The 22,853-nt window shown below is 49.0% G+C and carries 26 protein-coding genes; 14 read left to right on the top strand and 12 right to left on the bottom strand.

The genetic code is table 11. From position 1 onward, the window contains the following. The first annotated feature begins 21 nt into the window (after positions 1-21). From ACI0FF_RS04480 to ACI0FF_RS04525, 10 genes are all read left to right on the top strand, one after another. Entirely contained in the window at positions 22-1,491 is a 1,470-nt protein-coding gene (locus tag ACI0FF_RS04480) for a hypothetical protein (protein ID WP_419798928.1), read from the top strand. After that, positions 1,488-2,009 carry a hypothetical protein gene (locus tag ACI0FF_RS04485; RefSeq protein WP_419798929.1) on the top strand — a complete coding sequence of 174 codons (522 nt, stop codon included), beginning with the start codon at positions 1,488-1,490 and terminating at the stop codon, positions 2,007-2,009. Before ACI0FF_RS04480 ends, ACI0FF_RS04485 begins: the two co-directional genes overlap by 4 nt. Then, the gene (locus tag ACI0FF_RS04490; protein WP_419798930.1) at positions 2,006-3,076 is read left to right on the top strand and encodes a DUF4384 domain-containing protein; all 1,071 of its coding nucleotides are present in this window, start codon (positions 2,006-2,008) and stop codon (positions 3,074-3,076) included. Before ACI0FF_RS04485 ends, ACI0FF_RS04490 begins: the two co-directional genes overlap by 4 nt. A gap of 90 nt (positions 3,077-3,166) precedes the next feature. Next, the gene (locus tag ACI0FF_RS04495) at positions 3,167-3,736 is read left to right on the top strand and encodes a hypothetical protein (RefSeq protein WP_419798931.1); all 570 of its coding nucleotides are present in this window, start codon (positions 3,167-3,169) and stop codon (positions 3,734-3,736) included. Positions 3,737-3,758: 22 nt separating this feature from the next. Continuing rightward, the gene (locus ACI0FF_RS04500; RefSeq protein ID WP_419798932.1) at positions 3,759-4,667 is read left to right on the top strand and encodes a hypothetical protein; all 909 of its coding nucleotides are present in this window, start codon (positions 3,759-3,761) and stop codon (positions 4,665-4,667) included. Positions 4,668-4,694: 27 nt separating this feature from the next. Further along, the gene (locus ACI0FF_RS04505; RefSeq protein WP_419798933.1) at positions 4,695-5,078 is read left to right on the top strand and encodes a hypothetical protein; all 384 of its coding nucleotides are present in this window, start codon (positions 4,695-4,697) and stop codon (positions 5,076-5,078) included. 1 nt (position 5,079) lies between these two features. Further along, entirely contained in the window at positions 5,080-5,580 is a 501-nt protein-coding gene (locus ACI0FF_RS04510; protein WP_419798934.1) for a hypothetical protein, read from the top strand. Then, entirely contained in the window at positions 5,577-6,062 is a 486-nt protein-coding gene (locus tag ACI0FF_RS04515) for a hypothetical protein (RefSeq protein WP_419798935.1), read from the top strand. The genes ACI0FF_RS04510 and ACI0FF_RS04515 overlap by 4 nt, the downstream gene beginning before the upstream one ends. 14 nt (positions 6,063-6,076) lie before the next feature. Further along, positions 6,077-7,030 carry a hypothetical protein gene (locus ACI0FF_RS04520; RefSeq protein WP_419798936.1) on the top strand — a complete coding sequence of 318 codons (954 nt, stop codon included), beginning with the start codon at positions 6,077-6,079 and terminating at the stop codon, positions 7,028-7,030. A gap of 11 nt (positions 7,031-7,041) precedes the next feature. Continuing rightward, complete coding sequence (locus tag ACI0FF_RS04525) at positions 7,042-7,707, top strand: hypothetical protein (RefSeq protein ID WP_419798937.1); 666 nt, start codon at positions 7,042-7,044, stop codon at positions 7,705-7,707. Here the strand turns inward: ACI0FF_RS04525 and ACI0FF_RS04530 are convergent. Next, on the bottom strand, positions 7,704-8,921 hold the full coding sequence (locus tag ACI0FF_RS04530) for a TIGR03862 family flavoprotein (RefSeq protein WP_419798938.1): 1,218 nt from the start codon (positions 8,919-8,921) through the stop codon (positions 7,704-7,706). The genes ACI0FF_RS04525 and ACI0FF_RS04530 overlap by 4 nt on opposite strands. Positions 8,922-9,155: 234 nt before the next feature. Here ACI0FF_RS04530 and ACI0FF_RS04535 point away from each other — a divergent pair, with 234 nt between their 5' ends. After that, the gene (locus tag ACI0FF_RS04535) at positions 9,156-9,863 is read left to right on the top strand and encodes a Crp/Fnr family transcriptional regulator (RefSeq protein WP_419798939.1); all 708 of its coding nucleotides are present in this window, start codon (positions 9,156-9,158) and stop codon (positions 9,861-9,863) included. 25 nt (positions 9,864-9,888) lie between these two features. Here ACI0FF_RS04535 and ACI0FF_RS04540 read toward each other — a convergent pair whose 3' ends face one another. The 6 genes from ACI0FF_RS04540 to pgsA form a co-directional block, all read right to left on the bottom strand. Further along, complete coding sequence (locus ACI0FF_RS04540) at positions 9,889-10,716, bottom strand: TIGR00730 family Rossman fold protein (protein ID WP_419798940.1); 828 nt, start codon at positions 10,714-10,716, stop codon at positions 9,889-9,891. A 95-nt stretch (positions 10,717-10,811) separates the two neighbouring features. Then, positions 10,812-11,276: a molybdenum cofactor biosynthesis protein MoaE gene (locus tag ACI0FF_RS04545; RefSeq protein WP_419798941.1), complete on the bottom strand. Its 465-nt coding sequence runs from the start codon at positions 11,274-11,276 to the stop codon at positions 10,812-10,814. A 4-nt stretch (positions 11,277-11,280) separates the two neighbouring features. Beyond that, positions 11,281-11,532 carry a molybdopterin converting factor subunit 1 gene (moaD, locus tag ACI0FF_RS04550; protein WP_419798942.1) on the bottom strand — a complete coding sequence of 84 codons (252 nt, stop codon included), beginning with the start codon at positions 11,530-11,532 and terminating at the stop codon, positions 11,281-11,283. Beyond that, complete coding sequence (glp, locus tag ACI0FF_RS04555) at positions 11,532-12,791, bottom strand: molybdopterin molybdotransferase MoeA (RefSeq protein WP_419798943.1); 1,260 nt, start codon at positions 12,789-12,791, stop codon at positions 11,532-11,534. Before glp ends, moaD begins: the two co-directional genes overlap by 1 nt. Continuing rightward, complete coding sequence (gene mobB / locus ACI0FF_RS04560) at positions 12,788-13,294, bottom strand: molybdopterin-guanine dinucleotide biosynthesis protein B (protein WP_419798944.1); 507 nt, start codon at positions 13,292-13,294, stop codon at positions 12,788-12,790. Before mobB ends, glp begins: the two co-directional genes overlap by 4 nt. Continuing rightward, positions 13,295-13,855 (bottom strand): CDP-diacylglycerol--glycerol-3-phosphate 3-phosphatidyltransferase, encoded by a 561-nt coding sequence (gene pgsA / locus ACI0FF_RS04565; RefSeq protein ID WP_188663270.1) that lies wholly within the window; start codon positions 13,853-13,855, stop codon positions 13,295-13,297. 219 nt (positions 13,856-14,074) lie between these two features. Between pgsA and ACI0FF_RS04570 the strand changes: the two genes are divergently transcribed. Beyond that, positions 14,075-14,803: a substrate-binding periplasmic protein gene (locus ACI0FF_RS04570; protein ID WP_419798945.1), complete on the top strand. Its 729-nt coding sequence runs from the start codon at positions 14,075-14,077 to the stop codon at positions 14,801-14,803. Between the two features lies 1 nt (position 14,804). On the opposite strand, the gene uvrC is transcribed toward ACI0FF_RS04570, so the two are convergent. Then, a complete protein-coding gene (uvrC, locus tag ACI0FF_RS04575; protein ID WP_419799690.1) occupies positions 14,805-16,628 on the bottom strand; it encodes an excinuclease ABC subunit UvrC in 1,824 nt (607 codons plus the stop codon). Between the two features lie 185 nt (positions 16,629-16,813). Here uvrC and ACI0FF_RS04580 point away from each other — a divergent pair, with 185 nt between their 5' ends. Together ACI0FF_RS04580 and ACI0FF_RS04585 are read left to right on the top strand one after the other, a co-directional pair. After that, positions 16,814-17,899 carry a DUF2125 domain-containing protein gene (locus ACI0FF_RS04580; protein ID WP_419798946.1) on the top strand — a complete coding sequence of 362 codons (1,086 nt, stop codon included), beginning with the start codon at positions 16,814-16,816 and terminating at the stop codon, positions 17,897-17,899. Positions 17,900-17,909: 10 nt separating this feature from the next. Further along, positions 17,910-19,271, top strand: a complete 1,362-nt coding sequence (locus ACI0FF_RS04585; RefSeq protein WP_419798947.1) for an aspartate aminotransferase family protein — start codon at positions 17,910-17,912, stop codon at positions 19,269-19,271. 62 nt (positions 19,272-19,333) lie between these two features. On the opposite strand, the gene ACI0FF_RS04590 is transcribed toward ACI0FF_RS04585, so the two are convergent. Genes ACI0FF_RS04590 through ACI0FF_RS04605 form a run of 4 tightly spaced genes read right to left on the bottom strand, consistent with a single transcriptional unit; the run spans position 19,334 to position 22,853 of the window. Next, entirely contained in the window at positions 19,334-19,681 is a 348-nt protein-coding gene (locus tag ACI0FF_RS04590) for an Hpt domain-containing protein (RefSeq protein ID WP_419798948.1), read from the bottom strand. A gap of 53 nt (positions 19,682-19,734) precedes the next feature. Further along, positions 19,735-20,169 (bottom strand): hypothetical protein, encoded by a 435-nt coding sequence (locus ACI0FF_RS04595; protein ID WP_419798949.1) that lies wholly within the window; start codon positions 20,167-20,169, stop codon positions 19,735-19,737. Then, a complete protein-coding gene (locus ACI0FF_RS04600; RefSeq protein ID WP_419798950.1) occupies positions 20,162-20,551 on the bottom strand; it encodes a hypothetical protein in 390 nt (129 codons plus the stop codon). The genes ACI0FF_RS04595 and ACI0FF_RS04600 overlap by 8 nt, the downstream gene beginning before the upstream one ends. Before the next feature lie 16 nt (positions 20,552-20,567). After that, the gene (locus ACI0FF_RS04605; RefSeq protein WP_419798951.1) at positions 20,568-22,853 is read right to left on the bottom strand and encodes an ATP-binding protein; all 2,286 of its coding nucleotides are present in this window, start codon (positions 22,851-22,853) and stop codon (positions 20,568-20,570) included.

Here is a 22,853-nt window from a genome sequence, read left to right on the forward strand (position 1 = left end):
TCTGGTTCAGGGAGGATGTCGGTGGATCATACACAAAATATATTGAGAAACGCAGGGGGCAAAGACCCGTTACTCGCAGATTTTACCGCGTTGTGTGAAACCACTACGTTGGAAGGCGCGCCTAAATATGCGTTACGTCCCACGATGGAAACCTTGGCAAAATTTATATGTGCCCAAGGCAACGGCCCTAACAAAGATATGGCGCTTTTTGAACTCAGTCACTTGGTCTGTGGGGTCGGCGCATTACAAGGTACAGCGGGGCTAAGCGATTTTTTTCTATCCCCTAATAAAGCCACACCGGCATTTTACAAACAGGTTTTAAACGGAACGGCACCGGGGGTGAGCGTGTCAGAAAGAGGCCTTGTCCTCAGTTATGATGACAAGGTTTTTGAAGTTGGGTTTGGGCGTATGCCCTTTTTGGTCGCGCTTTATGAATTTCTCTGTTCAATGGATGGCTTTTCTTATTTCCAGACGTTTAACGATTTTTTTGAAACATTACTTGATGAGCCACCCTCTGAAAAAAATATAAGGGCATGCAGCAATGCTTTGGCTTCCGATCTTCGAAAATACCGGATTGCTTATCTAAGTAGTGCGCAGGCTGATGGTAAATTTTCACAGGTTTATAAATTTCTGCAAGATCGTTCTGAGGAGGAAAACGGGATTATTTTGCACGATGAATGCGTTTTCGACTTCTGGCATCTCCATAACCAAGGCAAAGATTATAGAGGATACCGAACAGTGTTTGATCTCTTTTGCGATTTTGCCCGCGCGTTTGAAGAAAGCAGGCTTGCCACGGCAGCGGCACATGCGGCTCCCTTGGGACTGGATGGGGAGGCCGGCGAAGTCGATATTGCCAGTGATTTGGTTGTCGATGTGAGCCTTGAAGACTGGACGTCCCCCTTTGATATTTTTGACGAAGACGAAAGCGGGGATATCCGTTTCTTTAAGATAAAGACAGAACGCGCGCCTATTGAAAATTTGATGACGTATGGCCCTGATGCGTTACGCCTGCCTTTGGCCTTTTTGCGGTATGAAATCTTTGGTCAGGTCCAGTCCGGGATCACAACGGATTTGCAGGTTGGACGGCCCAAGGCCACCGTTGAAAAACGTATATCCTGTGAAGATGTTCAAACATACGAAGATCGTTTACAGGAATGTCAGACCATTTTATCTCATATTAAAAACCTGCAAGCTGCGAGTTTGCATGTGCTTAATCACAGTGATGGGGATAATCTGGTGGTTCTTCCGGCCGCGGCTGTTGAACGTGGTGAACAGGCCTTTACGAAAATGAAACGCAAGGGCTTTGACGATCAGGCGATGGCGCAACGGGGTGTCTTTGAACGTGCCGCACATGCCCTGGTCGCGATGGAAAATCAGCTTATGCGGTATATGAAGGCGTTGGAAGATAAAAACGTACAAACACTTTTCCCACAAGATCGGGACAAATTTAAATCCCAGTTTCAACTCCTTTATCAGGAGGCCCAAACATGACACGCATAGATCCCAATCTTCTTGAGGGTGCTCAACAACGTTTTGCTGAATTGTACAATGTGCGCGAGGTTATGACAAAACGCGAAAGTGGTGCAATTTCGTTGGGACGCTTATATGCCTATGTGCAAGGGGCGCAGGATGATGCGGTTCAGGATATATTGGGCCATGATTTGAAAGTGCGCCGGGTTTATCGCAGCTTATTACAAAAAACGGCCCTTATTCATATGCCACAAGCCTTGGCCGCGAGTACGCAAGAATACCCGGAACGCCATGCAGATGGTTGTCATATCCGGCTTCAGCTCTCAAGGGCGCAAAGTGATCAGCTTTATCTTATTGTGGAAATGAGCGATCAACGTCGTGATATGCCGCAAAGTCTGCATTTGTTTGGCCCAGATGAAACCATGGTACGCGTTGCCTTGCCAGCGGCGCGCAACGGTGTTATCCAAACCATTATCGAGAAATATTCAGATGCCGCCCGTCTATTGGGTGAGCCAAAGACGGAGATTTTCCTGCGGTGAAGCGCATCGCCATTCTCATTGCGACAACGGGGGGGCCGGTCCTTGTGGACCGTATAACGCCGGAACCTGCCCCACAATCCATGATGTGCCTGCGCCGTCAATCCGAAGTCCTGCCCATTAGTCTGGATTATGACGATTTTGTACGCGCAGGCAGTGGTGTCATTATGCGGGAATTTGGTCCCTATGAAGAAGGCGCTTTTCGTTTGGATGTTTCCGGTCCCATCGGGACAGGGTTAAGTTGGCAGTTGGGTGTTTTTGCCGCCCATGCCGTTTTTAAATCTAAATCGTGTGAATTGTCCGACCTCGAAACCGCAGATTTGATCGTTTGGCTTTCCGGGACCGTTGACAACGACCTGAATGTCGGTGATGTCGATCATATGGCGCAAAAAGTCGAAGCGTCTGCCGGGATGCTGGCGGATTATATCGCCAAGGGAACGCCGATTGTTTTTGGAGCGGGGGTGGAAAATGCGGTCTTTTTATCTGCCCATAAACCACCAGGCGGCATTGATGTTGCCAGTCTGAAAACAACCCATGACCTGATGGAGGTTTTGGGACTGGGCACGAAAGATAAAGAGCGGGGAAATGCGACCTTTTGGGTGATGGCCGGGGCGGCATTGCTTGCTCTTGCGGTTGTTTTTGTCTGGAGCGGTATCTTTTCGCAAGAAGGTGCGAAGCCGGTTATTGAAACGAATGTTCCTGAAACACAACCTCAATTGACGATTGATATCTTTTCTGATCGGGGGCAGCATCCGACATATGCGTTTGGCGAAGATTTAAATTTACAAGTCCGCCTGAGCCGCAAGGCATGGCTGTTGTGTGATTATGAACAGGTGGATGGCAAGGTCATCCGCATTTATCCCAATGATCAGGTGCGTGATGTTCAGGCCTTTGATGCCGATATTGATCATATCCTAAGCGCCAGTCAGAACGCGCCGTTTCGTATCCGCCTTGGGCCACCTGCTGGGCAGGAAACGGTTATCTGTTATGCCAGCGAAGACCCTTTGCAAGGGGAGGGGCATCCCCTTAATGCGGCATTGGACCGCATGAACGTGACGTTGAAACCGTAAATCTCTAAAAAGAATTTACCTATATCCAAAAAAAAGCCTCTGACCTCTCCATAAACTCAGCAAGCAGTTTAAACAAATGGAGTCAGGAGCATGTCTGCTTTTATCAAAACAACGTCCAAACGTCTGGCCTTTGGCGCCATGATGCTGGGGGCCACGGTGAGTTTGAGCGCCTGTGTCACCCAACCGCCGTCTTTTGGCGGGGGAATTGATTTTCGGGAAGCGCGTTACAATGAAATTTCAGCAATGCGCACCTATCGCGAATGTCGCGATCATGCCTTGGAACTGGACCGCGAAGCCCAGACCAATCACGACCCGGCCAAATATCTTGCCAGTGCGCGTATGATTGAAAAATGTGAATCTGATCTCGGACCGGATGTTGCCGGAATTGCCACAGATGAACGTATGCGCGCCTATGCCTTGACGGTGCAGAACCATCTAAAGGGGGGTGACGTGGAAGGGGCGCGGGAAAATCTGGATAAATTCGCCGCAAATTTTGATGGGCAAGATCTCTATTTTGCTGATGGGTCGTCTTTCCTGCAAACAATGGAAGTTCTGTTGGGTAAACGCGGGGCAGGGTCTATCGGGCGTTACAGTGATGCCAATGTCAATAATGATCTGAAATCTGAATTACGCCGTGTGCGTTATTGGGAACGCAACTAGGAATTAGGAAAGGGAGGCCTTTATGTCTGAATTATCATTACTGATAGATCGTGTAGAACCCAAACGGCTGGCTTTGACATTAGGGGCCGTTTTTTTGGGTGGTGCGATTTTAATGGCCAGCTCAAGCGTTGCGTGGAGTGCACCGAACTGGACACCGCAAAGTTCGGAACGTCTTGTGAAACTGCCACCCAGCTATTTGCAAAAATCCATTGATCATGATTTTGCCAATTCCGAACTGGGGACCGCCATTCAAAAAACGGAAGAGGATATCTCCCTAAAAGGCAACACATTGGGGGATTTGCAAAAAGCGATTGAAACATCAGATGGGGAGGTCCGTGGTGATTTACGCCATCAGTTCTTGGCGGAAAAACGCGCCTATTTAAACATGATGTCTGATCGTAATGAACTGCGCCGCAAACACCTGATGACCAAGCGTCGTTTGTTTGACGACATGCTGGAACGTCTTAGTCGTGAAGAGGGCGAGATGACTCCGGAAAAGGAAGAATTGATCGAGTTGCAAAAAGCGGCTGCCGAGCGGTTTGAATCCTCCGTCGCCAAGGTTGATCAACGTTTGTTTGAAACACCCGATCTGGAAGAAAGCAAATATTCCCAGCAGTACAGCAAGAACCGGACAGCAATTGAACAATTGGTTGCCCGTATTGATAACCACCGTATGAACCAAACCCCCATGTCTGACAATGGGGTGCCCTTGACACGGGTGGAACATGTCCGTCGCATGGTTGCCGATGTGCAGACCGAATTGGCGGTTCTGGAACAGGAAGAAACCATCCTCGGCTATATGGCGAAGTTGGTGGCACTTGATGCAATGACCTTGGCTGAAGAAGGCATGGATGAAGAGATGATCGACAGTGATGTCGCACAATCCAGCCTGACACCGGCCGACAACGTATCGTTCTTTCTGAATAACTGATTTGACGAATTGAAGGAGTATAGAACCATGAAAACGCAAATTCTTGCCTTTGGCGCGGCGGCCCTGATTGCCATGACGGGCATTGCACAGGCCGGAACCCTTGAAAATCTGGAACGTGAACGTGCTATGACGATTAAGACGTTTCTTGACTCATCCCTCACCATTGATGAACGACAAGCCAAACTCGACAGTCAACGTCGTCGTTTAGTTGATCTGGAACGCATTGTGATGCGTGATAAATCGTTGCGCGGGCAAAATACTAAAAATGTCCGAATTGCCTTTAAAAACTACGATGTCACGTTTTTGGGGCATGCATCGGCGGAAAAAGGACACACAATGGTGGACCATTGGTTGACGCAATTCGGTGTCAATACAGACAGCGTGATGTCCAGTCGGGTTGGGAGACGGTAATATGCGAAACGTCCTTCATATGGCTGATAGCGGATCACGTGCCTTAAGTTATCTGTTGGGCGCTTTATCCCTTGCTTTGGTGGCAGGTGTGTTTGCCACCTCAATGGCGCCGGCTGCGATTGCGCAATGGACGCTGGAAGTTTTCGGCGTGTCTTTTGTGGCTTTGTTTTCAACCCTTGTCTTCGTCAGCTTGTTTGCATGGGTCCGTATGGGACAATTTAGGGACCGCAAAGATTTCTGGCTGGAAGTCGGTTTGCATGGGGCAAATGGCGTATCCACATTGGCGCTGACTTATACCTTGCTGGGGATCAGTCTGGGGATTGGGACGTTGGCCCATCAGGAACTGACACCTGAAACCGTGCAACCCATTATCCGTGATTTGACCAAGCATTTTTCACTGGCTTTTTTAACCACTGTGGTTGGGTTACCGAGTGCAGCCTTGTTGCGCGCCCTGTTATCCATCAGCCATCAAAGCCGTCTGGAAGAGGAGAAAATCCAATGAAGTATCTTGTTTTCAACGCGGTTGTGTTTCTCGCCCTTGGTTATCTGATTGCTGGGGGGGAACCAAAAGAATTCAAGTCAAATATGGAACAGTCGGTGCAAAAGGTGAAAACCCAAACGCAAGCGACGTTGGCAAAACCAGCCCCTGTTTCTAAAGAAATTCCAGCGCAAACCAAAGTTGCTCAGCCGATTGAACCACAGCCCGTTGTTTCGCAGAAAAAGCAGGCTGAAAAAATTGAACCGATTAAAGAAGTTAAAAAACCGACCACACCCCCGCCCCTGCCAAGCGCTGTAAAAGTGGCGAAGGTAGAAGCAAAGAAAGCCCCCGCCCCAAGTGTTGAACCCATCACGCAATCGGTTGAAGTTGCGCAAACGACACAAGAACCGGAAACAGCCCTGATGAGTGCAAAAGAACGCAGTAAAGCCTTACGTCAAATGGTGGCGGATATGGAACAAATGTTTGCCCGCAAGATGACACAGTAAAGGATAATCCGGTTATGATGCGCAGCCTTCCCCATAAACTTTCCCTGACGATGACGCTTGGTTTTGCGCTCTGGTTGGTGCTGTTGTGGGTCATGCCGGGACAGGAAGAGCATAAGGTAGAGAAGGTTCAACAGGTCCACGAAGAAAAACCCATAACCCAACCTGTTGAAGATTCTCCGATTGTGCAGGCGGCAATTGTTTTACCGTCACCGCCCAAGGTGGAAATAACAAAGGTTGAAGCGCCAAAGCCCGTTGTGAAAGCCCCTAAACGGGTTGAGCCGGAAAAAACAACAAAGAAGATCGTTGAAAAACAACCTGTCAAACCAACACCACTGCCCGTTGTTCAGGCCAAGCCAAATCCAGCCCCCAAACCCGTTGAAAAACAAGCTGAACCAAAACCGATAAAGCCCGCCCCGCCGATTGAAGCTGTTCAGGAAGTCAGTGTGGCACAGGCAACCGGGGGCCGTGCCTTATTGCGGGTCTTGGAACATGGCAAAGGCCCGCAGATTGAAATCGCATGGCCACAAGAGGCTAAAGCGCGTGATTTATTGTTTGCACGCTTTCAACAATGTTTCGGGATGGAAAGTGTGGTGATGGATGGGGCGGGTAATCTGTATCGCACAGCCGAAGGTCGCGGCACGCGTTGGGAAATCAATATGGATCGTTATAGCGGTTTTTTGCGGCAGGCTGCCGGACAGATTCCACAAGCCGAACGCCGTATTGAACAGGCGATTTTGCGTCATCATCGCGGGCTGAATGATCCGTCGTTGGTCCGTATTTTCCCCCGTCGCGTCGATGCCTCGTTGCTGGGGGGGCTTCAATCTATTGCGGGGCCCAATTACATGCAGGCCAATCACATTCGTGCACGCTATGAATTACAAAATAATCGGGTGGTTGTGCGCGATATTCGCCTGAATGGGGCGGTGATGGATGGCATGATCGCCCTTGCTCCATACAAACGGTGTTGAGGGAGAAAGTCATGTTGAAATCAGTATTGATCGTTCTTCTTACCTTAATGGGGGTGAGTGCCTGTGTCAGTAATCCGCAATATCGGGATTTAAAACAGGCAGATGAGGCTGAAATAAAAGCCACAGATGTCAATTTCCATGTGCTTTCGCCGTTTTATCGCGATCCCCCGGATTGTGTGGCGGTTATGATGTCCAATAATAAAGAAAACCCGCAAATGACGGCGTTAATCTCAACCGCATTGGCACGTCATTTGGGTGAAAAAGTGGATCGCGTGATTTTTCCGCGTAAAACCCGCCATCTGGCAAAACGTTTAGGACTTGATTTACAAGATAAAAGGGACCGGCAACGATTTTCCCGTCAGACAAAATGTCGCTTCTTTGCCGTGGCGGAACTCTATGATCTTGGCGATGATTATGTCGGTATCTTTGCCAAGAAACATATCGGGGTGCGGGTGGATTTAAAACGGATTTCCGATGATGCGCTTTTGTGGCAGGCCGCCCATACAGTGTGGCGCGCCGATGGTGGATTGCCGTTATCCCCCGTTGGGGCGCTTAGCGGTATGGCAAGTGCTGCGATGTTTGCCCAAGATAACGAGATTATGCCCTCTTTGATTGATGATGCGCTGCGTCGAATGGTGCGGACATTACCCTATGGTATGGCAGGCGTCGGCTCTTAAGCGTTTTTTTCGTTCAGCCAATTTTCAATTCCCCGCCCGGCACGTTTGCCAAGGGCAAAACAGCCCGTTAGCAAATATCCGCCTGTCGGGGCATCCCAATCCAGCATTTCGCCAGCGAAAAACAAGCCGGGGTGATGGTTGTGCATCAGGTTTGCGTTTAAATCCTTAAAAGACACCCCACCGGCACAACTGATGGCTTCTTCAATCGGGCGCGTGGCTTGTAAATCAATAGGCAGGTTTTTAATGGCTTCAGCCAGTTTATTCATATCTGAAAAAATATCCTTGCTGAGACATTCACGCAAGAGCGCGGCCTTGACCCCGTTCAACCCGGTTGTTTTGCGGATATGGTTGGATAAAGAGGCCCGCCCGCGTGCTTTGTTAAGGGCAGCTTTCAGGGTTTCAAGGCTGCGATCCGGGCAAAGGTCCAGATAGAGGGTGGCTGTCCCTGTCTGTTCCAATGATTCGCGCAAAGTGCGGCTATGGGTATAGACTGCGCTGCCTTCAACACCATTTTCACAAATGACGAATTCGCCTTTGGTGGTGACACTGTCTGCGCGCAAGCCCACCGATTTGACAGGGGTGCCTGCAAAACGGTCGATGAAAACAGGGGACCAGTCACGTATAAAGCCGCAATTGCTTGGTCTGAAATCATGCATCTTGATATGGCGGGTGGCAAAGGGCGTGCGCCAATGACCGTCGGACCCCAATTTAGGCCAGCTTATCCCACCCATCGCAAAGAGTGTGGCCTCACAAGAAAACGTTCTTTCCCCATCGGGTGTTTCAAAAAGATGACCGTTTTCAGCCCAATTCAGCCAGCGATGACGGGTGTGGATTGTTAAACCGTTGCTGCGTAAGCGTCGCAACCAACTGCGAAGAAGCGGAGCAGCTTTAAAATCGGTGGGAAAGATGCGCCCGGAACTGCCGATAAAGGTTTCGATCCCTAAATCCTGTGCCCAGTTACGGACGTCTTCAGGTTTGAAATCTTCAAGGATATCTTGGAAAAAGGGGAAGTTTGTATGATAGCGCGAGCGAAATGTGTCAAAATCTTCGCCATGTGTCAGGTTCATACCGCTTTTGCCTGCCATCAGAAATTTGCGGCCCAACGACGGCATGGCGTCAAACAAATGAACGTCAAACTCTTTGGTAACAAGATGTTGGGCAGCCATTAATCCGGCAGGGCCACCGCCGATAATCGCAATAATGGGTTTTGTCATGGTCGGGTACGCCCTAAAATAAAAAGAGAGGATGGTTCGGGGTGGACCATCCTCTCTATAGGGTCTATTTCAAACGGTGTCTAGAGGGGCTCACCGTTTGAAAGTGAGGCTTCTCTTAAGGGCAAGCAGAGAAGATGCTTATTTTATACGCCTGTTCCGGACAGTTTTTCTGTGAGGTGCTTCACAAACCTGTTATTTTATCTTCAACAATAATACCAAGGGCTAAAATCAAAGATGGTTGTTAGGGATAAAAAAGCGCTTCTGTCCAACAGTGAATTATTGAGCGGTCTGGACGGAGCCATGCTTGATCGCCTGTTGTCGATGACAGTGACACGCAGACTGGATAAAAACGAGACACTGTTCGTCAAAGGGGATCCGGGCGATAGTTTGTTCGGGGTGCAGGAAGGTAAAATCAAGATTGTGACGACTTCGCCCAATGGTAAGGAAGTCACCTTGAATATTATCGAGGAAGGGCAATTCTTCGGTGAAATTGCTTTGTTGGATGGTATGGACCGCACCGCTGATGCTGTTGCGATGGAAAAAACAGAAGTTCTGGTCATTCAGCGGCGCGATTTCATCCCGTTTTTGGAAAAACATCCAAAACTGTGCATTCAGGTGATGCAGTTATTGTGTCATCGTGTGCGCCTGACATCGGAAATGGTCGAAGATGCAGCCTTTTTGCCACTGGATGGGCGTTTGGCGAAACGTCTTTTAAACTTGGCGGACCTTTATGGGCAGGAACAGCCCGGTGGCGGTGTGTTAATTGGTTTAAACCTTCCGCAACAGGAACTGGCTCGTATGATGGGAACCAGTCGGGAAAGTGTCAATAAGCAGCTGCAAATTTGGCGCAATGAAGGCTGGATTGAATTGGCCCGTGGCAAGGTGACGATCTTGAACGAAGAAGCTTTGCAATATGTGTTGGAAGCCGCTGAATTTGATTGATCCAGCGGCTTGCCTGTCTGCAGGGTTAGGGGGCTTTTGACTCACTGCGTGCCATTTCTTCAATGGCGTGGTTTTCCAGATAATTCGTTAGATAATGATAGGCTTCGTCGATATCGTCGGTGACGGTAAAAAGCTTTAAATCTTCGGGGCTGATCGTGCCGTATTTGACCAGAGCCTCCAGATTAACGACATCGTTCCAGAATTCTTTTCCATACAGAACAATCGGCAATTTTTTGCTGACTTTGCCGGTTTGGATCAAGGTTAAGGCTTCAAACAATTCATCCAATGTGCCGTACCCACCGGGGAAAGCGACCATTGCCTTGGCAAGATACATAAACCAGAATTTACGCATGAAGAAATAGCGAAATTCAAAAGATAACTGGCGGGTGATATAGGGATTCTGGCTCTGTTCAAATGGCAAGGTGATATTGAAGCCGAGGTTCAATCCTTTGGCTTCGGATGCGCCACGGTTTCCGGCTTCCATAATGCCGGGCCCGCCACCGGTGCAGATAACAAACCGTTTCTTGCTGCCTTCCAGATTTTTAGACCAAAGGGTTAAGCGCCGGGCAAGTTCGCGTGCGTCCTCATAATAGCGTGACATTTTGAGGTCCATTTCCGCGCGTGTTAAATCACTACCCAGTTTTTTGGCTTCTTCGAGTTTTGTTTCAGCAACATCACGGGGAAGCAGGCGGGCGGAGCCAAAAAAGATGATGGTATCTTCGACGTTCTGGGCCTCAAAACGGGCATCGGGTTCGATATATTCCGACAGGATACGTAATGGGCGGCCTTCGCGGCCCTCAATAAAATGTTTGTTCAAATAAGCCTGAACGGGGGGATAGGGAGACTCAACCATACGACACCTCAATTTTTGTTGTTATTTTATAATACTTTGTATTTGTTAACAAAAATTGCAAGAGGGAAGATAGCGTTGAATTGTTCAGAATGGGGTCATTTTTCCCATTTGGAAAGGGCGTCATCATCAGAATCGCGGGCATCAACCCAACTGCCACTCCCGCTATCGTCCTCTTCAAGTTTCCAGAAGGGGGCCTTGGTTTTTAAAAAATCCATCAGGAATTGCGCGGATTCAAAGGCGGCCTGACGGTGCGCCGAAGCCGTAACCACCAAGACGATGTTTTCTCCCGGTTCCATACGGCCATAGCGGTGAATGATCAGGACATCTTCCAGTGGCCAGCGTTTGCGTGCGGTTTCTTCAATCTCGGCCAGTTTTTTTTCTGTCATGCCGGGGTAATATTCCAGCGTCATGGCGCAAACGCGGGTGTCGTCTTCCTTGGTATGTTGGAAATCGCGAACCAGACCGACGAAAGAACAAATGCCGCCTATGGCCGTGTTTCCCTTGCGTAGGGCATTGATTTCCGCCCCGACATCGAAGTTTTCTTTTTGCACACGGATCATAAAGTTATCCGCCTGTGACAGGTGGGAAAATGGCAAATTCATCATTGTTTTGGACGGTGTCGTCCATCTGTGCGTAATCCTGATTTAAGGCAACGCGGATAACTTTGTCTTCGCCCAAGGCATCCGCGTAAACGTCCCCCTTGGTGCGCAGGTGATCCAAAACATCACCAACGGTTTTAACGCTATCAGGCAAGTCGATTTCTTCTTCAGCGCATCCGATTTTTGTGCGCAGCCATGCGAAATAGAGAACTTTCATTACTGACTTACCTCGCTATAAGGGATGAAATCGACCAGATCACCGGTTTCAATTTTATGTACATGATCCGGAATTTCTATAAGCCCGTCCGTTTTGACCATTGAGGTTAAAACGCCGGATCCGGTGGTGTGGAACAATTCAACGACCGGGCCGTAAGGTGTGTCTTTCAAATAGGCCCGTTGCCATTCGTAACGCCCGCCTTTGTGGTCCAGTTCAAAAGCGGCGGCAACTTTGTAGCTGCGACTTTGAATATCGCTGCGCCCTGAAAAACCGGCAATCATGGGCCGGGCAATCATCATAAAGGTAACAAGGGTTGCAACCGGATTTCCTGGCAATCCAATGAAGGGTTTTCCGGCAATGTCACCCAAGGCAATCGGTCGGCCGGGTTTAATGGCAATGCGCCAGAAGTCGATTTTACCGAGTGCCTTGACGGCAGATTTTACGTGGTCTTCTTCGCCCATAGACACACCGCCGGAGGTGAAGAGAATATCATGATCTTGCGCAGCATGTTTCAAGGCATCGGTAATGGTGGTCAAATCATCCGGCAAAATGCCAAGATCGGTGACTTCAAACCCCATACTGTCCAGCATGGACATGACAGTGTAGCGATTGATATCGTAAATACAGCCGTCTTCCAAATCTTGTCCCGGGTCGCGAATTTCATCCCCTGTGGAAAAGACAGCGATTTTTAAAGGGGCGTAGACATTTAATTCCGTCTTGCCGATTGAGGCACATACCCCAATATCGGCTGCTCGCAATTTGCGCCCCTTTTTCAGGACAATATCGCCTGTTTGGATGTCTTCGCCTGCTTTGCGGCGATTTGCCCCTTGTTTGGCAGCACATCCCTTAACGAAGGTGACGACCCCGTCTTTTTCACAGGCGTTTTCCTGCATGACAACCGTGTCCGCACCTTGGGGCATCGCTGCGCCAGTGAAAATACGAAAGGTTTCACCTGGATTAAGGGGGCGATCCATCGGATGTCCTGCGGCAATCCGGGCGGTAACAGGCAATTGTGTTTCGCCATCTGGATTTAAATCGGCAAAGCGTAAGGCATAGCCATCCATTGCAGAATTATCGTGTGGGGGAACATTGCGCGCTGAGACGATATCTTCTGCCAGAATTTTGCCGACACATTGGCGCAGAGGTAAGGATGTGGTTTTGGCAATCGGCTTGACCGTTTCTGCGATTTTCCGGCGGGCTTCAGGCAGAGGCATCATTTCATCGGCATGGGAAAAACAACAGTCAAAAACGGGTGTCATGGTTCTCTCCGCAAATCCAGATGCGAGATAATAAAGTCTGCAATGCTTTCGATGTCTTTGAGGTCGATCAAGGGGCGCTCAATATCACGTAATTGTTCGTCACTGGCGACGGCAAGAATAGTCGGGTCGTTGGGCCAAAGCGGTTCGCGTCCATAAGATGGACGGTGGACCTCTATTTTTGGATGATTGTTGAATTTGAAGCCTTCGATCAGGATGAGGTCTACATCACTCATATGCTGGATGAGGTCTTCGATTTCGGGTTCTTCATCCCCGCGCAATTCGTGCAGCAAGGCCCAGCGATGACTGGAAGCCAGCATAACTTCCTTAGCCCCGGCTTCGCGCTGGCGATAAGAATCTTTGCCCGGTTGGTCGATATCGAACTGGTGATGGGTATGTTTGATGGTGGAAACGTTAAAACCATGTTTGGTGATTGCCGGGATCAGAACTTCCAGCAAAGTTGTTTTGCCGCTGCCGCTTTTACCAACGATACCAAATATTTTCATTTAATCGACCATATGTTTTAAACCGGTGCGTAGGTAGTCATACCCGGTAATCATCGTCAAAAGGGCTGCAAGCCATAATCCGACATATCCGACCGTAACGGTTTCAGCGACCCACAAATAAGGTCCGGCGTTTCCGACGATCAGAAAACCCAGTGCGAGCATTTGAATGGTGGTTTTCCATTTGGCCAGCAGGGTAACGGGAACGGATATTTTTGTTTCAGCCAAAAATTCGCGCAAACCGGATACCAGCAGTTCACGCACCAAAATAACGCCTGCAGCCAAAACATGGATGCCTTCGATTGGGCCAAACCCCATGAGCATGACAATAAGTGTCCCGATAAGAAGCTTATCGGCAATCGGGTCCATAAATTTACCAAGGGCGGATTGCAGATCCATTCTGCGGGCCAGCCAGCCATCGAAGAAATCGGTGATACAGGCATAGACATATAATGAAAAGGCCATCCAGTTGCCTTCGGGTTCGCCAACCATATATAGACCGACCAAAACGGGGATGATCAGAATGCGTGACGCTGTCAGGATATTGGGGACGTTCCAGAGCATTTGACTTTTTCTTTATATGAACAGGATGAGTGCAAAGGCAAAATAGACTATAGGCCTTTTAAAAAAAAGTGGCTTTTTTCTTATCGCCTTTTTACAAAATTTAACAGGTAAATCTTTTCCTTTTTGCCAAGAAGTCCATCCAAGTGTAAGCTAAAAGAAAACGGGCACGCACCAGAATGGGGGATATTAGACTTTATGGGAAAGAAAATACTCATAAATATGTTTTTTTTGTGCCTGTTCTTATCGGCACCCTTGCAGATATCTGCTGCCAACCCTTCGCAAAATTATGTGGAAGTTGCCGTCCCCATTATTTCACAATTGGTTCATCAGGATGGGACCGGGAAATGGCAAGGCCCGTTGATCGATCTTTTAAAGCGTGCAGAACGAGAAATTGGTATCCCTTTTCATTTGCGCATGGTGCCTTTTAAACGGGCGGTGCTGATGGTGGAAGAAGGCGATACTGATTTTGGTGTCTTTATGGAAAGCCCCAAACGCAATCAGGTCGGCATGCCGATTGTGAAGCTTGGGGATGCTCAATTCATTATTGTCTCGTTAAAAGACAAACCGATCCGTAGCATCAACGAATTGGAAAATAAATCCATTGCCCGTATTCGGGGCGGGGCAGAAATCAAGACCCTGAAGGGTGTACCCGGTTTGAAGTATTATTACTTCAATAATCACAATGATGGGACACGCCTTTTACAGTATGGGCGGGTTGATGCCTTGATAACAGCTGATTTTCGCCTGTTGGATGCTGTGGATCAGAATATGGTGACGTTTGCAGAATTGGCGGAACCTGTGCCACTGGAGCCTCGGGAACTTTGGCTCTATTGGTCATGGAAATCAAATCTGGATTTCTCGTTGGTTCGGCGCTTGAAAAATATCCCGGACCTGCATTTAGAACCGCTTGATCCAACGAAAATGCGCCAACGTTATCAAGCCAAATAGATTAATTTTCGTGAAAATGATCGTAAATCAGTTTTGCGGTTGTCTTGTTGATGCCGTCGACAGCCTCCAGATCGCTTAAACCTGCTTGGGCCACACCTTTTGCAGATCCAAAATGGTGAAGCAAGGCTTTCTTTCGTTTGGCGCCAATCCCACTAATACTATCAAGCACGGATTTTGTGGTGGCTTTGCCGCGTTTGGCACGATGGGTGCCGATGGCAAACCGGTGTGCTTCGTCACGCAGACGCTGGATAAAATGATTGACCGGGTCTGTATGTTCCAGTTGAAACGGTTCTTGTCCGGGAATGACGATTTTATCATATCCGGCATTGCGTTCCGGCCCCTTGGAAATACCGGCCAAGGTGACATCGTCGATGCCGAGTTCTTCAAAAACGGAAACAGCGACGCCCAATTGCCCTTTGCCCCCATCAATAATGACAAGGTTCGGCCATTGGCCTTTTTCTTTATCCGGGTCTTCCTTGATGGCACGGCTGAAACGACGGGTTAAAACTTCGCGCATCATGGCGTAATCGTCATCACTTTGCGCTGTTTTGATATTGAATTTTCGATAGGCATTTTTAATAAAACCATCCGGTCCGGCAGCAATCATGGCCCCGACCGAGTTGGTCCCCTGAATGTGCGAGTTATCGTAAACCTCGATTCTTTCGGGCATATTGTCCATCTGCATAATGCGCTGGGTTTCCTGTAATAATCGCCGTTGTGAGGCACTTTGTGCCAATCTGCGCCCCAAGGCTTCGCGAGCGTTGTTCATGGCGTGGGCGATCAATTTTGTTTTTTCGCCACGTTTTGGGCATTGTAGTGAAACCTTACGTTCAGCCCGCACGCAGAGGGCTTCTTCCAAAATGGCGTGACCGGGTAGATCATGACTGACAAGAATTTGTTTTGGGGGCTGTTTGTCAGCATAAAATTGTCCGATAAAGGCTTCCAGAATATCGGGTAATTCTTCTTTTGATCCATGTGCAGGATAATAGGCTCGGTTGCCGAAGTTGGCCCCCGCCCGGAAGAAAAAGACTTGAACGCACGTTTGTCCGCCATCAAGGAAACCAGCGATAACATCGGCTTCTTCCAGCCCTTGAATGTTGATGTCCTGACGTTGTTGAATGCGTGTCATGGCTGAAATACGATCTCGATAAATCGCAGCTTCTTCAAACTCGAGGTTTTCGCTCGCCTCTGCCATGCGTTGCGCCAGTTCGTTTTGCAAGGCCTTGCTGTCACCGCGCAAAAAACGTTCGGATTGTTCCACAAGTTTTCCATATTCGCGTACAGAAATACGCCCGACACAGGGAGCAGAACATCGTTTGATCTGAAATTGCAGGCAGGGGCGTGTGCGGGACGCAAAAATACTGTTGGAACAGGGGCGTAGCAAAAAAGCCCGTTGCAAGGTATTCAATGTTTCGTTGACGGCCCAGGCGGATGCAAAGGGGCCGAAATAACGTCCTTTACGATTTTTCGCGCCCCGATGTTTGAGGACTTGCGGGTAATCATGATCACCGGTGACCAGGATCATGGGAAAGGATTTATCATCACGCAATAAAATATTATAACGCGGTTTTAATTTTTTGATCAGGTTCGATTCCAGAAGCAAGGCTTCGGCTTCGGTATGGGTGGTAATGAATTCCATCGCATAGGTTTGCGAGATCATGCGTTGAATGCGGATGGTCAGGCGTTGTGGTGTTGTATAGTTGGCCACCCGTTTTTTTAACGATTTGGCTTTTCCCACATACAGAACATCGCCTTTTTCATTGAGCATTCGATAGACACCGGGCTGGGCATCTAGTGTTTTCAAATAGTTTTTGATTACATCCATACCACGGGTGAGCGAGCCTTTGATGCCGCTGTCCGGGACTTCCAATGTGTTGTTTTGTTCGTGCCTGATTTCGTTCATAAATTCAGAGATGGCCCATTCCCATCAATTCGTCAACCAATGTCATTGTCCTTTGCGGGATTTGTCGGCTATAACATTGGCAAAAATTCATTTCGGTTAGGACAAGAATGGCCCGCGTTCCCCATCCCACAAAAACGCATATCGCCCTGAATTACAGGGAACCGTTGTCGGTGCGCCTTGGACGCTATGCGCTCTATAGCGGGGCGACCTTTGCTGTGCTGGCAATCCTTTATAGCCTTGCGTGGTTTGGCACATCTATGTTGTTGCGTTCTGGGGTACAGGACTGGTTTGCAGCGCGCAATGCACAAGGCTATATCGCTAAATATGATGATAAAAAAGCACGCATCACGGGGTTCCCTTTCGCATTGAAAATCCGTTTGAAAGATGTTGTTTTTGCACCACCCCTTGATCCATCAGGAATACGCGGCTGGAGCTGGCAAATCGCATCACTGGATTTATCTACCCTCCCGCTGCCTTGGACATTACGGACATTAACAGTGGACATGAGCGCACCTCAAAGCTTGTCTCTGGATGATCGAACATATCGGGGGCAGGCAGAAAGATTTCAACTGACATTTGACTGGATGTCGAAGGGGGTGCCGGATGAAATTGGGCTGAATATTGCGCAATGGAACCTGCAAGGCGAACAGCATTCCCTAAGCCTTGATCACGTACAATTGGATGCCCTGCGCCAGTCATCCGGGGATTACCAGTTTGAACTGAAAGGCCGGGATATTGATTTACCAAATGGCATCATTGGTATGGGCAAAAAACTTTCCGAAGTATTGGTGCGTGGTCATTTTACACATGATTTTGCGATACAAAAATGGTCAAAGTCAGCGATTGAAGCCTGGCGCGACCGTGGGGGAACTTTAGAAGTTGAAAGATTGCTGATTGACTATGCGCCTTTGTCCTTGCAGGGTAACGGGACACTGGCGCTGGATGGTGACTTGCAGATTGTAGGGGCCTTTAGTGCCCGTATTCAGGGGTTCTTTGAAACCGTGGAACGTTTGCGCCGTGCCCGCGTTATTCGTGGCCCCGATGCCAGTATGGCCAAGGTTGTCTTGGGAATGTTGGCGAAATATCCAGGAAACGGCGGACCGGCAACCATAAGCGTGGCGCTAACCTTGCAGGAACGTGCCTTGTTTGCAGGCCCGGTTCGACTTATTGAAATACCGCAACTTAAGTGGTGAGAAAGATAAAATGACAAAAAATCCAAATTCTATTTCGGCGAAAGATCAGACCTATCACCTGCATCCTTATACAAATTTAAAGGTCCATGAAGAACAAGGTCCGCTTGTGATTTCGCGTGGGCAAGGGGTACGTGTGTTTGGTGAAGACGGTAAAGAATATATCGAAGGTTTGTCCGGCCTATGGTGTACGTCTTTAGGGTTTAATGAACCGCGACTGGTCAAAGCGGCACAAACGCAAATGGAAAAATTGCCATTTTATCATAGCTTCAGCAGCAAGGTACCGGACGTCACCGCAGAACTGGCAGAACGTTTGGTTCAGGTGACACCGGATGGGCTGGATCGTGTCTTTTTCTGCAATTCCGGTTCCGAAGCCAACGACACGGCGATTAAGTTCGTCTGGTATTATAATAATGCCCGTGGCAAGCCGGAGAAAAAGAAAATTATCGCCCGCGAAAAAGCTTATCATGGTGTAACGGTTGCGGCCGGGTCTTTAACCGGGTTGGCTTATGCGCAAAACGGTTTTGACCTGCCGGCAAGCGAACGTATTTTACGCACAGGGTGCCCGCATTTTTATCGTTACGCACAGGATGGGGAAACGGAAGAAGATTTCACCACCCGTCTGGCAAACGAGTTGGAACAACTGATTCTGGCAGAAGGCCCGGAAACGGTTGGTGCAATGTTTGCCGAACCGATTCAAGGGGCCGGTGGTGTGATCGTACCACCGCAAAGCTATTTCCCCAAAATTCAGGCCGTTTTGAAAAAATACGATATCCTGTTGATTGCCGATGAAGTCATTTGTGGATTTGGGCGAACAGGTAAAATGTTCGGGTCAGAATATTTTGGTATTCAGCCCGATATGATGGCGATGGCGAAACAACTTTCATCCGGTTATTTACCCATTTCAGCCTTGGCGGTGTCCGATCACATCTATCAGACGATTAAGGAACAAAGTAATACGTTGGGCGTGTTTGGTCACGGCTTGACCTATGGCGGCCATCCGGTGCCTTGTGCTGTGGCACTTGAAGTTCTGAAAATCTATGAAGAACGCGATATCTTGGGGCAAGTCAATGCGGTAAGCCCGTACTTTCAAGAACGGTTGCAAAGCTATCGCGATCATCCTTTGGTCGGCGAAGTGCGCGGTGTTGGCTTGATTGGAGCCATTGAGCTTAGCGCGGATAAGGCAACGAAAACACCGTTTGATCCCAGCCTTGCAAAGGCAGCAGGATTGATGAAAAAATGTGAAGAAAACGGTTTGATTCTGCGGGCTATGCCTGGTGATTGCGTGGCTTTTTGCCCACCGTTAATCAGCGAGCAACCGGACTTGGAAGAACTATTTAATCGCTTTGATAAAGCCTTGGCTGCAATCGAGTAATATAGAAAAGAGCCTCTTTCACAAAAAGAGGCTCTTTCTTGTTTTATGAGAAAACACAGCGGTTATTGGGCTGCAACCCAGTTGTTTGCGGCAGCCAAACCATCTTCTAGCATTTGGGGCAATTGCGGCACAATCGGCGCAACATCCGGGCCTTCGCCTGTGACAAGCTTACGTTCAATAATCGCGCTTTGTTCAGAAACGACTTTAAGCCCAAGTGTACCTGTGGATGATTTCAGGGTATGAGCCTCTTTACGTAACTCGTCCATGTCGCCGCGTGTCAATAAGTCCTGCATGCGGGCTACGCGATTACCTGCATCGTCGGTTAAATCTACCAAGAGAGTTTCGATCAGTTCAATGCCAACCTGTTCTGCTAGCTCTTTTAAGGTATCCTCACAGAGTATATCGTTCATTTGTCTCACTCTTCTTGATGCATATATAAGGTCATAATGACTTATCCGTACCGTCAATGCAATGTTGGATTGACACCTTGGGATTGTGCGCCGGGGATACGGTCTAACGAAGGCATTTTTATTTCGATGATTGCAGTCGAAATCTGTTCTGGTTCCACATCATCGAGATGCAAAATAACTGCGCGTCCAATTTGCAGGGAGGCGGCAATCGCCCATTCAAGTTGAGAAAGGGCCTTTTGGTCCCCATGCGCCTGTGCTTCCGGCAGGATACGGTGTTGTAAAAATTGCGCAACACCAGCAAAGGCGCGTGAGGCAGCTTGGGCGCGACTGGCGAGTAGACTGATCCGAGAACCACTTTCCAGTTGATCGGCAGCTTGATTTAATTCTGCCATCATGGCGGTTACGGCAATGTTGCTTTTGTCTGTTTTTGCTGCGACAAAACGCAAAAAGCCTGCATAAAATTGATAGTTTTCAGATATTTTAGTCATCGTCCAAATCGTCGTCGTGTATGTCAGAACCTGCCAATGCATTGGGCATATCCAGCCAATGCCAATGGCGATAGACTTTATCGCAGGCCTCGTCCAGTTGGTCCAGCAGGTTTTCATCTTCTGAGGCGATGATATAGCTTTCTTCGTTGGCATCTTCAACTGCACAGGCAAGGAGTTCTTCCATCCCGGCCGCGCCGCGTTCGACTTGTATCAGGGTGAAAACATCTTCATCGTCGGCATAACCGCTGCCTTCGATATTGACGATGATGATGAAAGGGGTAACTTCAAACTGATCCTGAACATCATCGCCTTCACGATCCATAATAATATCGCGGATGGTGGCAAGGCGTTGGGCGATAGCTTCCATGTCCTGTTGGCTCATGTTTTTCTTTTTCCTTTTATAACGGAATGCGACAGGTCACCATTGTGCCCTTGTCTGGGATGGAATCCAAGGTGACGGTGCCGTTATGCAATTCAATAAAGCGTTTGACCAGTGTTAATCCCAATCCGGCCCCGCTTTGTCCGCTTGCATCATGATCCGCACGCTGGAAACTGCCAAAAATGCGATCTTGATCGGCTTGCGGGATGCCGCTTCCTGTATCGGCGACGCTAAAGACCAATTGATGCGGGTCGCGTTGTGCCGTAATTGTAATCACGCCGTTTGGCGGTGTGTAGCGAATGGCGTTGGTCAACAGGTTAAACATTACCTGTTTGAGGCGTTTTTCGTCAGCTGTAATGGACCCGATATCCTGTGCGCAGTTGAACTCGATACTGAGACGGGCATGTTTTGCACTTTCCCGAACCAGTCCCAGAACGGACACCAGCATATTTTGAACATCGAAGCTATCGAGTTCAAGGGCGAGTTGTCCGGCTTCAATACTGGCAAGTTCCAGAATATCATTGACGAGGGTGGCAAGTTGATCGGCGCTGGTCTGAATGCCTTTGGCATATTCCATCTGGCGATTGTTTAGTTCGCCGAAATACTGTTCACATAACAGGGCGGCATATCCGGCAACTGTTGTAAGCGGGGTGCGGATTTCATAGGACACATTGGCGATAAATTCCGATTTCAGACGGTCTGCTTCGTGCTGAGCGTCAGATCGTTCGCGCAGGGCCTGTTCGACCATCGCGCTGTCGGTGACATCCAAATAAGACAGAAGTGATCCGCCATCGGGCAAGGGAACGGAAGCATATTCAAGGATGGATCCGTCACTGCGCACAAGGCGTTGGTTATTGGGTTCGCGCATCATAATACGCGCAACCAGTTGTTCGCGGAAACTGGACCAGTTTTCAACCCCTTCGTAAAAGTCACGGCATTTTTCAAGAACATCGGTAATATGGGGGTGTGTGGCCATAAAGCCGTCCGGGAGATGCCAAATTTGGCTGAAGGCCGGATTTGACAGACGGACTTTACCGTTTGGACCAAACACAACAACACCTTCAAACAGGTTATCAAGTGTCTCGCGTTGAACGGCTGACAGGGCTTTGTTGGAACTTTCCAAGGCCAACGTGTCGGTGACATCTTCAAACGTCATGACCAAACCGCTGACGGGGTGCGGGCTGATAATGGCACGCAGGGTGGAATTATCAGGCAGGTGCAGGCTGGTTTCTTCCGGGGCCTGAAGTTCGACAAATTTTGCCAGTTGTTCCTGTCTGAATGCTTTGAAATTGGCATATTCCGGTAATTTGCGGGTTTCGCGCAGACGATCGAGCAATTCCCCGTAAGAAGGTTGCGCATCCAGCCATTTTTTATCCAACCCCCAGAGGTAGGCATAGGCACTGTTGTAATAGCTCAGGCGCGTGTTGCCGTCGAAAATGGCAATAGCGGTGACAAGGTTTTCAAGGGCGGCGCGTAACAGACTTTCTCCATGTTTAGCGTTTTTCATGGCGAGATCAAGGGCACTGATATCTTCGGCTAACCCGATCAACCCTTCGCCACCGGGCAAGGGGATTTCGGTTACTTCAAACAAGCGGGCATTTTGGGCAACAGGCAGGCTGACGCGTTCTTTCGCAGCGCGCCCAGTCTCAGCCGCACGTTGGGCAATATGACGGGTATGATCGCCATCAGGGGCAGCCGGGTTATGAAAGATGATATGACCAGCACTATCGCGCATCCAGATGGGCAGCGGCAGGCTTTCCAGCACAGTGATGAGGCGGTCGCGTTCCTGCGTCATGGTTTGCAGGGACCTTGCCATCGGTCCATTGGCCACCACGGCCCCGTTGGCAAGGCGCATCCATAACAGATCAACTAGGGGATCGCCGTTTTCGCTTAGAACCCGCTGCCCGACAGCTTGCACAACCCGGTCATCCCCGCCATGAAGGGGCAGGATAATATCAAAGCTTAATCCTTCATGATGCAAGTCTGCGACGGCACCATTGAGCGTACGCGCAGCTTCTTCGTCGAAACATTGGAGAATATCACCGTAACGCGATTGGGTTCCCTTGGGGAGATCCAGTAACACGGCCATGCGTGCGGAACAATTTTCAACGCCGTTGACCACATTCCATCGGTAAAGCCCATCAGGGATACCGACCAGAACTTCCTGAAGTTGGATAATTTGTTGACCGAGAACATCACGTTCCTGCTTAGTCTTTTTATCGCGTTGCCAAAGCCACACGATCGCGGGCACGCTTAAGCCAGCCATCGCAAACATGCCAATCAGGAACGCCCCTAATGAATCCAT

Source organism: Terasakiella sp. 4MB5A (assembly GCF_050058155.1).
In the GTDB taxonomy this organism is placed as follows: Bacteria; Pseudomonadota; Alphaproteobacteria; order Rhodospirillales; family Terasakiellaceae; genus Terasakiella; species Terasakiella halodenitrificans.